The 9,434-nt window shown below is 74.3% G+C and carries 8 protein-coding genes and 1 pseudogene; 1 reads left to right on the top strand and 8 read right to left on the bottom strand.

All coding sequences use genetic code 11. The features are described from left to right. The coding region (locus FMEAI12_RS30345) for a DUF692 domain-containing protein (RefSeq protein WP_368672122.1) at positions 1 to 1,369 on the top strand (1,369 nt) is incomplete at its 5' end. Between the two features lie 65 nt (positions 1,370 to 1,434). On the opposite strand, the gene pheT is transcribed toward FMEAI12_RS30345, so the two are convergent. From pheT to FMEAI12_RS30305, 8 genes and pseudogenes are all read right to left on the bottom strand, one after another. Beyond that, complete coding sequence (gene pheT / locus FMEAI12_RS30340; RefSeq protein WP_112108729.1) at positions 1,435 to 3,990, bottom strand: phenylalanine--tRNA ligase subunit beta; 2,556 nt, start codon at positions 3,988 to 3,990, stop codon at positions 1,435 to 1,437. A gap of 16 nt (positions 3,991 to 4,006) precedes the next feature. Then, complete coding sequence (pheS, locus tag FMEAI12_RS30335; protein ID WP_112108731.1) at positions 4,007 to 5,110, bottom strand: phenylalanine--tRNA ligase subunit alpha; 1,104 nt, start codon at positions 5,108 to 5,110, stop codon at positions 4,007 to 4,009. A gap of 99 nt (positions 5,111 to 5,209) precedes the next feature. After that, positions 5,210 to 6,436, bottom strand: a complete 1,227-nt coding sequence (locus FMEAI12_RS30330) for a PAS domain-containing sensor histidine kinase (protein ID WP_112108728.1) — start codon at positions 6,434 to 6,436, stop codon at positions 5,210 to 5,212. Next, positions 6,433 to 7,341, bottom strand: a complete 909-nt coding sequence (locus FMEAI12_RS30325; protein ID WP_112108727.1) for an RNA methyltransferase — start codon at positions 7,339 to 7,341, stop codon at positions 6,433 to 6,435. The genes FMEAI12_RS30330 and FMEAI12_RS30325 overlap by 4 nt, the downstream gene beginning before the upstream one ends. A gap of 20 nt (positions 7,342 to 7,361) precedes the next feature. Continuing rightward, positions 7,362 to 7,742 carry a 50S ribosomal protein L20 gene (gene rplT / locus FMEAI12_RS30320; RefSeq protein WP_020459340.1) on the bottom strand — a complete coding sequence of 127 codons (381 nt, stop codon included), beginning with the start codon at positions 7,740 to 7,742 and terminating at the stop codon, positions 7,362 to 7,364. A gap of 76 nt (positions 7,743 to 7,818) precedes the next feature. Beyond that, the gene (gene rpmI / locus FMEAI12_RS30315) at positions 7,819 to 8,013 is read right to left on the bottom strand and encodes a 50S ribosomal protein L35 (protein ID WP_020459339.1); all 195 of its coding nucleotides are present in this window, start codon (positions 8,011 to 8,013) and stop codon (positions 7,819 to 7,821) included. 100 nt (positions 8,014 to 8,113) lie between these two features. Continuing rightward, a complete protein-coding gene (gene infC / locus FMEAI12_RS30310) occupies positions 8,114 to 8,665 on the bottom strand; it encodes a translation initiation factor IF-3 (protein WP_076784710.1) in 552 nt (183 codons plus the stop codon). A 541-nt stretch (positions 8,666 to 9,206) separates the two neighbouring features. Beyond that, positions 9,207 to 9,434 (bottom strand): annotated as a pseudogene (locus tag FMEAI12_RS30305) (SseB family protein); the annotation flags it as partial.

Below are 9,434 nucleotides of genomic sequence, written 5' to 3'. Positions count from 1 at the left end.
GGCGGCGGCTGCGGTGGCTGAGCGGCTCAGGGCCGCCGGGCCGGCCGGGCGCCTGGCAGGTCTCGGGGCCGGCTGGCGTCCCGAACTCGGCGCCGTCCTCGCCGAGCGGTCCGACCTGGGTTTCGTGGAGGTGATCGCGGAGTTCATGCGCCCCGGGACGCCGCTGCAGCCGACACTCACCGGACTCGGCGTGCCGGTCGTCCCGCACGGCACCAGGCTCTCCCTCGGCGGCACCGAGCCGCTCGACCCGTCCCGGGTGGCGTGGCTGGCCGCGGTCGCCGAACAGCTGGGCTCACCCCTGGTCAGTGAGCACGTCGCCTTCGTCCGGGCGGGGGGAGTCGAGGCCGGGCATCTGCTCGGCGTCCCGCGCACCCGGGAGGCGCTGGGCGTGCTGGCCCGCAACATCGCCGACCTGCGGGCCGAACTGCCCGTCCCACTGGCGCTGGAGAACGCGGCGAGCGTGCTCGCCTGGCCGGACGATGAGCTGGACCCGGCCACGTTCCTGACCGAGCTCGCCGACCGCACCGGCGCGCTGCTGCTCGTGGACGTCGCCAACCTGCACGGGGACGCGCTGAACCACGGCGTCGACCCGCTGCGGTTCCTCGACGCGCTGCCCTGGGAGCGGGTGGCGTACGCCCATGTCGCCGGGGGACGGGTGGCGAACGGGATCTACTTCGACACCCACCTGCATCCGGTGGCGCCGGAGGTCCTGGCCCTGGTGGGCGAGGCCGCGGCGCGCTGGTCGGGGGTCCCCGCCGTCCTGCTCGAGCGGGACGGGAACTACCCCCGCGCGCCCGAGATCCACGCGGAGCTCGATGCCGTCCACGCCGCCGCTCTCGGGCCGGGCCCGGGACGGCCGGCGGGACGGCCGCCGGCCGCGGAGTTCGGGCAAAGACCGGTGACGCTCAGACAAAGAGCGGTGACGCTCAGGGAGACACCGGTGACGCTCGAGGAGCGGCAGGTGACGATGGTCGCCGATCTGGTGAGCGGCCGCGGTCCCGGCGACGGGTTCGATCCGGAACGGTTCGAGGCGGTCCGCGGGACGCTGATCGACAAGCGGCGCGCGGCGGTCGCCCGGTGCTGGCCCGAGCTCGCCGCGACGAGCGACTTCGCGAGCCGGTTCGCGGAGTTCGCCCGGACCCGTCCACCGGCCGGAACCCGCGCTGACGCGCTGGGCTTCGCCGCCACCGTCCACGACCGCCTCGGGCCGGGGGCTCGCCGGGAGGTGCTCGCCGCCCGCCTGTCGTCACGGCGACTCGCCGTGATCGTCGACCGCGTGCCCGGCGGGCGGACCCTGATCGGCCTGCGACTCCCCCTGCTCGCCCCGTTCGTCCTGCCGACCGGAGCGGCGGCGGCCGGCGGCGGCTGAGCGGCGGCCGCCGCTCAGCCGCCGCTCAGCCGTCGGTGACGGCCGGCGCGGCCGCCGGCCGTCAGTCAGCCGCGCAGGACGGCGCCCGTCCGGCTGGTGGCCTCGGCGACGGCCGCGTCACGGGCATCGTTGGCCTCGGCCGCCGTCAGTGTCCGGTCCGGGGCCCGCAGGCGCAGGCCGAAGGCCAGCGAGCGGCGGTCGGGGCCGACCTGGTCGCCCTCGTAGACGTCGAACAGCGACAGCGCCTCCAGCAGGTCCCCGGCCCCCGCCCGCAACGCCTCGGTCACCGCCGCCACGGAGACGTCCACCGCGGTGACCAGCGCGACGTCACGGTCGGCCGGCGGGAAGGTGGAGATCGCGGGAGCCGCGACCGGCGGCCGCTCGAGCGCGGCGCCGATCAGCGAGTCCAGGTCCAGCTCCATCGCGCAGGTGCGCGCCGGCAGCCCGGCGGACCCGAGGACCCGCGGGTGCAGCTCCCCGGCGTACCCGACGACCCGGCCGTCGACCGACAGCTCGGCGCAGCGGCCGGGGTGCCAGGGCATGGCGTCCCCGGCGGCGACGGCCAGCTCGACGCCGACCGCGGCGGCGGCGGCATGCGCGGCGGCCAGGGCGTCGCCCCAGTCGGCGGCCCGCCCCGGACCCCACCAGCCGGCGGGCTCACGCAGGCCGGTGAGCACCACCGCGACATGACGCGGCTGACGGGGCAGGGCCGCGTTCAGCGCGGTGACCTCGTCCTCGCTGGGACGGCGGTCGACCGGCGGCGTGACCACCGCGGCCGGCGCGCCCGCCGGCTCCCGGAAGACCAGCCCGCTCTCGAACAGCGCGAGATCGGTCTGGCCGCGGCCGAGGTTGCGCACGGCCGTGGCGATCAGCCCCGACAGCAGCGTGGTGCGCAGGTAGGAGGCGTCCTGGGCGATCGGGTTCGCCACCCGCACCGCCGCCCGGCGCTCGTCGCCGGGGGGCAGGCCGAGCGCGTCGGCGGCGTCCTCGGCGACGAACGGGAGGGTGAGCACCTCGACGAACCCGTCGGCGGCGAGCGCCCGCCCGACGGCCCGCCGCATCTGCTGGGCGGCGGTGAGACCGCGCCCGGCGGGCAGCAGCGGCAGCGTCACCGGGATGGTGTCGTACCCCTCGAGCCGCACGACCTCCTCGACCAGATCCGCGGGGCGGAGCAGGTCGGGCCGCCAGGACGGCGCCGTCACCAGGAGCTCGCCCGGCTCGCCCGGACTACCCGCCGCCTCGGCGGGCTCCGGGTCGCGCAGCAGGCAGCCGACGTCGGTGAGGCGGCGGCGGATCGCATCCACCGGGTAGGGACGGCCGGCCAGCCGCTCGGGCTCGCCGAGCGGGAACACGATCGGCTCCGGCGCCGCGCGGTGGTCGACGTCGGTGACACCGGGCTCGGCTGTGGCTCCGGCCAGCTCGCGCAGCAGGTCGACGGCCCGCTGGGCGGCGACCGGCGCGAGCGCCGGGTCGACCCCGCGCTCGAAGCGGCGCGACGCCTCGGAGCCGAGGCGGTGCCGGCGGGCCGTCCGGGCGACGGTCACCGCGTCGAAGTGCGCGGACTCCAGCACGATGTCGGTGGTCGCCGCGGAGATCTCCGTCGCGGCGCCGCCCATCACCCCGGCGAGCGCGATCGGCCCGGAGTCGTCGGCGATGACGAGGTCCTCGGGGTCGAGCTCGCGGTCGACGCCGTCCAGGGTGAGCAGCCGCTCCCCCGCCCGGGCGCGGCGGACGACGATCGGGCCGGTGAGCTTCGCCCGGTCGAACGCGTGCAGGGGCTGCCCCAGACCGAGCATGATGATGTTGGTGACGTCGACCGGCGCGGAGATCGGCCGCATGCCGGCCAGCGACAGCCGCCGCGACCAGTCCAGCGGGGTGCGCGCGGCGGGGTCGACACCGCTGACCGTCTGGGCGACGTAGCGATCGCAGGCGGCGGTGTCCTCGACCCGCACCGGGTATCCGGCCGCGGAGTCGGCGCCGGTCGCGGCAGGCTCGTCGGAGCCCCAGGCACCGGGGTCGTCGAACGGCAGGCCGAAAGCCGTCGCCGCTTCCCGGGCGATGCCGCGCACCGACAGGCCGTAGCCCCGGTCCGGGGTGACGGCGATGTCGAGCACCTCGTCGCCGAGGCCGAGCAGCTCGGCGACGTCCGTCCCGATCCGGGAACCCGCGGGCAGGACGAGGATCCCGCTGTGGTCCTCCCCGAGGCCCAGCTCCCGGGCCGAGCAGATCATCCCGTCGCTGACGTGCCCGTACGTCTTGCGGGAGCTGATCTCGAACCCGCCGGGCAGCACCGAGCCGGGCAGCGCGACCGGCACCCGGTCGCCGACCTCGAAGTTGAACGCGCCGCAGACGATCCCGCGCACACCGGGCTCCGCCTCCCCCGACCCGGACGCCACGGGCCCGCCCGGCTCACCGAGCTCGGCGACCCGCACCCGGCAGAAGCGGACGTCCTTCTTCTTCGCCGCGACGACCTCGATCGAGAGCACCTCGCCGACCACCACGCCGGCCAGGTCGCCACCGACGGTCTCCAGGCCCTCGACCTCGAAACCGGCGCGGATCAGCGCGTCGGCCACGGCCTTCGCCGGCGGCAGGCCGCCGACCTGCTCACGCAGCCACGACATCACGATTCTCACCGGGTCAGCCCTCGCTTCCGAACGGCAGGCCGAAGCGGACGTCCCCGTCGACGAAGTCGCGGATCTCGCGGACGTCGTGCCGGGTCATCGCGGCCCGTTCCAGGCCCATCCCGAAGGCGAAACCGCTGTAGCGCGCAGGGTCGACCCCGCAGGCCCGCAGCACGTTCGGGTCGACCATCCCGCAGCCGCCGGCCTCGATCCAGCCCTCGTCGGAGCAGACCCGGCACGGCTGGCGGGCGGCGTCGCCACGGCAGGCGAAGCACTGGACGTCCAGCTCGGCGGACGGCTCGGTGAACGGGAAGAACGACGGCCGCAGCCGGGTGGACAGTCCGGAACCGAACAGCGCCTGGGCGAACACCTCGAGGGTGCCGCGCAGGTCGGCCATGGTGATGCCCTCGTCGACGGCGAGGCACTCGAGCTGGCCGAACACCGGCGAGTGCGTCGCGTCGATCGTGTCGTTGCGGTAGGTGCGCCCGGGGCAGACCACGTAGACCGGCAGCGGGCGGGACAGCAGCGAGCGGATCTGCACCGGCGAGGTGTGCGTGCGCAGCAGCCGGCCGGACGCGGCCGGCTCGACGTAGAGCGTGTCGTGCTCGCTGCGCGCGGGGTGGTCGGGCGCCATGTTGAGCGCCTCGAAGTTGAACCAGTCGTGCTCCACCTCGGGGCCCTCTGCGACCTCGTAGCCCATGGCCACGAAGACGTCGGTGAGCCGGTCGGAGAGCAGGCTCAGCGGGTGGCGGGCGCCGCGGCGGCGGCGGTCGACCGGCAGGGTCACGTCGACCCGCTCGGCGACCAGGATCTCGGCGTCACGCCGGGCGGTGAGCTCGACCAGCCGGGCCTCGTAGGCGGCCCGGACCTTCGCGGTCGCGGCGTTGTGCGCGCGGCCGGCCTCCGCCCGGTGCTCGCGGGGCAGGGCGCCGAGCTCGCGACGGGCGAGCATCAGCGGCGCCTGCTGTCCGTCCACGTGGGCGGTGCGCACGGCGGACAGCGCGGCCAGGTCGTCGGCCCCGGCGATCGCGGCGAGTGCAGCGACCGCGGCACCGTCGAGCCGTCCGGGATCCAGGGCACCGAGATCCACGGGATCAGCGGTCTCGTTGGGGGCGGGCACGATGATCATCCTCATCGACGGTGGGCGGGCTGGCACAGCCCGCCCGAATGGATGGGTCGGTTCTCCGGGGCGCCCGCCGGTGGTTCGTCGTACGCGGCCTCAGCCGAACACGGGCCCACCGGCGGGCACGAAAAATCGGAACTCCGCCCCGCCGCCCGGCGCCTTGCCGACCGAGATCGTCCCACCGTGCGCGTCGATCAGCGCCTTGGCGATGTACAGCCCGAGACCGGTGCCGTTCCCGCGGCTCGCGCCGCGCCAGAACTTGGCGAACACCCGGGTGGCGTTGGCCTCCGGGACTCCGTCGCCCTCGTCGCCGACCGTCACCTCGGCGCCTGTCCCCGTACCGCTGAGCACGACGGTCACAGTACCCGCGCCGTGGCGCAACGCGTTGTCGACGAGGTTGTGGAGCACCTGCTCGATCTTGTCGGGGTCGACCCACATCTCGGGCAGGTCGCCCTCCATCCGGACGGCGAACCGCTCCGGTGGGGCGGAGCCGGCCGCGATCTTGCCCTCGACGACCCGGCGGACGGCGACGCGCATGTCCACGATCTGCTTGCGGATCTGCACCCGGCCGGCGTCGATGCGGGAGACGTCGAGCAGCTCGGTCAACAGCCTGGTGACCCGGTCGGCGTCGGTGTTGACGGTGTTGAGCATGAGCTTCTTCTGCTCGTCGGTGAATCTGTCCCACCGGGCGAGCAGGGTCGCCGTGAACCCCTTCACGCTGGTCAGCGGCGAGCGCAGCTCGTGCGCGACCGTGGCGATGAGATCGGCGCGGTTGCGCTCGATCCGCTCCCGGCTGACCGTGTCACGCAGGCAGACGGCGACCCGTACGAGGGCGCCTTCGACACGGGTGAACCGGGTGGTGACGTTGAAGTCATGGTCGGAGGCGGGACCGGCGTAGGTCAGCCGGCGCTCGGGCTGCCCGGTGACCCGGGGCAGCTCGCGGCTCGGCTGCGAGCACTCCCACCAGTCGTTGCCCCGCTCGTCGAGCAGCGGCAGGACGTCGGTGACGTGCCGACCGACCGCGTACCCGGCGGACAGCCCGGTCATCTTCGTCGCGGCGGCGTTGAAGAGCTCCACAGTGCCCGTCGCGTCGGTGACGACCACCGGGTCGGGCAGCAGGTCGAGGGCCGCCGGAGAAAGCACGTCCACCGACTCCTCCGCGGTCTCGGTCTCGGTCTCACCAGCCCCGTGCGCCGTGGCGCCGACGTCGGGGACACCGGCGGCTACGGCATCACCCTCCGTGACACCGACGTCCGGTACACCGACGATCTGGTCGTCGTCCGCGACGTAATGCCCGGAAGTGGACGCGACGATGCGCGTCAATGCGCCCCACCTCCCCCGGCGCCGGACGTAGCGGACCCGACCATTCTCTGCGCCCGCGCCGACGCATACAGACACAGCGCTGACGCAACCGCAAGATTCAGCGACTCGGCCTGACCGTACACCGGTACCCGCACCGCCGCGTCCGCGGACGCCGCCGTCGCCGGCGTGAGGCCTCTCGCCTCGTTGCCGAAGACCCAGGCCGTCGGCCCCGCCAGCGTGCCCACGCCGGCCAGGTCGTCAAGGTCGCGGGCCGCGTGGCCCGAGGCCGCCAGCACCAGGCACCCGGCCCGGCGCAGCGCCCCGACGACCGCGGGGCCGTCCTCGGCGACCACGACCGGCAGGTGGAACAGGCTCCCCGCGGACGCCCGGACGCACTTCCCCCCGAAGGGGTCGACGCTGTTCCCGGTGAACACGACCGCGTCGGCGCCGGCCGCGTCGGCCGAGCGAATCACGGTACCGGCGTTCCCCGGGTCGTTCGCGCCCTCGCAGACCGCGACCAGGCGCGGCCGGCCCAGATCCGCCAGCTCGTGGCGGGGCAGCTCGGCGACGCCGACCAGGCCCTGCGGGGTCACCGTCTCCGACAGCACCGCGGCGGCGGCGTCCGTCACGAGCCGGACCGGCAGGTCGGCCGCGGCCAGCAGGTCCGCGTGCCGCTCCGCCGCCGACTCGCCGACGAAGAGCTCCACCAGGGCACCCACGGCGAGCGCCGCGGTGACCGCCTGCGCGCCCTCGACGAGGAACAACCCCTCGCCGCGGCGACCCGCCGGCCGCCGCAGCCGGCGGGCGGCGGCGACCCGGGCCGAGCGCAGCCCGTCCACCCGCCCGGGCGACGGGCGGGCGGGCCGGCCGCCGGCGAGGGCTGTCGGCCGGCCCGCGGAGCGGCCCTGCGGGTGGCGAGGCGACACCGGTGGAAGCCCGTGGTGCCTCAGGCGGCCGAGGTCTCGGCCGCCGCGGGCAGCGCCGCGCGGGCGACCTCGACGAGGGCGGCGAACGCGGCCGCGTCGTTGACGGCGAGATCGGCGAGGATCTTGCGGTCCACCTCGACACCGGCCAGCCGCAGGCCCTGGACGAAGCGGTTGTAGGTCAGACCGTTCGCCCGCGCCGCGGCGTTGATACGAGTGATCCACAGCTGCCGGAAGTCGCCCTTGCGCGCGCGACGGTCCCGGTAGGAGTAGGTCATCGAGTGGAGCATCTGCTCCTTGGCCTTGCGGTAGAGCCGCGAGCGCTGGCCCCGGTAACCGCTGGCGGCCTCGAGAACCTCGCGGCGCTTCTTCTGGGCGTTGACCGCCCGCTTCACGCGTGCCATGAGGGCACCTGTCTCCTTCGTTCGTTCACTTCCGGCCCCCGGACCCCGCCAGGGAGCGTCGGCGGAGGCGGAACTGTCAGCGAGCCAGCAGGCGCTTGATGCGCCGGTTGTCCGCGGAGCTCAGCGGGACCTCGTCGTACAGCCGGCGGGTGCGGCGGCTCGTCTTGTGCTCGAGCAGGTGGGCGCGGTTGGCGCGCCGACGCATGATCTTGCCGGTGCCGGTGACGCGGAACCGCTTCCCGGTACCGGTGTGGGTCTTCATCTTGGGCATGATCGTGTCCCTGTGGGTGGATTGCGGGCACGCGCCGCTGGCGCGCCTGTTCGAGGTATCCGTGCTGTGTGCACGTCGTTGCGACTTCGCCCGGCGTGACCTACACCTGGCTGGCGGACTCCGGGAGCCGCTGGGGCTTGGCGCCCTTGTGCGGGGCCATGACCATCGTCATGTTCCGGCCGTCCTGCTTGGGCTGGGCCTCGACGTAGCCAAGGTCGGCCACGTCGGTCGACAGCCGCTGCAGCAGCCGGATGCCGAGCTCGGGACGGGACTGCTCCCGACCTCGGAACATGATGGTGATCTTGACCTTGTCGCCGGCCTTGAGGAACCGCACTACGTGACCTTTCTTGGTCTCGTAGTCGTGCGGATCGATCTTCGGTCGGAGCTTCATCTCCTTGATGACCGTCTGGACCTGGTTCTTACGAGCCTCGCGACGCTTCTGGTCGGACTCGTACTTGAACTTTCCATAGTCCATCAGCTTGCAGACCGGCGGACGGGCAGTCGGTGCCACCTCGACGAGGTCGAGGTCGGACTCCTGCGCCAGGCGCATGGCTTCCCCGATGGAGACGATGCCGATCTGCTCGCCCTCCGCACCTACGAGGCGAACCTCCGGAACGCGGATCCGGTCATTGATACGTGACTCTGTGCTGATGTGCTTTCCTCCGTGGCTCGACGCGCGGGCACGACCTCACCGCAGCGGAGCACCAAGCCCGGGACATCCCGGACTCCCGGCCGACAATGCCGTGGGAACGGCTCGGCCGACCGGCGACCCGGCCACCGCGTGCGAGCCGGTCGAATTAACGACCAGCCGGCTGACTGTTCCGCGGCGACGACGGGTGGAGGGCGAACCCCCGCTTTGACCCGATCACGGGGCCCGAGCGACGTGCCGTCGGGACGCCTGCCACCGCAGTGGCCTTGCCACCTTGGTGACCCTGCCACGTCAGTGGCCTTGCCAACTAAGTGACCTTGCCACCTCAGTGACATGTCGCGCCCAAGCACGACCCCAGGACCCGCCATCAGGCGGTCTACGGTCCAGCGTAGCAGAGATGCCCGGCAGGACCGATCAACGCCGACCCCGGTGGCACGGCCCCACCCCGGCGCCGCGGCCGGCCGGGCACCGCGGCGGAGCGGGTCCGGGCCCGCGGGATGTCCACTCGGACCCGACCGACCTGCGCCGGCCACGCGGCCACAGGTCAGGCGCGGCCGTCCCGACGGCGGAACAGCGAACGCCGCGGGGGGCGCACCCCGCGGCCGAGATGGGCGCGCACCGCTGGCACCTCGGTGGGGTCGACGACGAGCACGGCGGCCTCCGCGCTCCCGCCGCCCGCCGCGGATCCGCCGGGCCCGCCCTCGATCAGCAGGCGCAGCCGGCGCACGATCTCGGTGATCATGTCGTCGCCCCCGGGAGCGGCGCCCCCGGC

Origin of the sequence: Parafrankia sp. Ea1.12 (assembly GCF_900465275.1) — a bacterium.
GTDB classification, from domain to species: domain Bacteria; phylum Actinomycetota; class Actinomycetes; order Frankiales; family Frankiaceae; genus Parafrankia; species Parafrankia soli.
The sequence above is the reverse complement of the archived record's forward strand: the minus strand, read 5'-3'. Positions and strand labels throughout refer to the sequence as shown.

Excerpts from the sequence above, each read along its gene's own strand:
- pheT (WP_112108729.1), bottom strand. The coding sequence starts at position 3,990 with ATGTCGTGGCTGCGTGAGCAGGTCGGCGGCCTGCCGCCGGCGAAGGCC.
- rplT (WP_020459340.1), bottom strand. The coding sequence starts at position 7,742 with ATGGCACGCGTGAAGCGGGCGGTCAACGCCCAGAAGAAGCGCCGCGAG.
- rpmI (WP_020459339.1), bottom strand. The coding sequence starts at position 8,013 with ATGCCCAAGATGAAGACCCACACCGGTACCGGGAAGCGGTTCCGCGTC.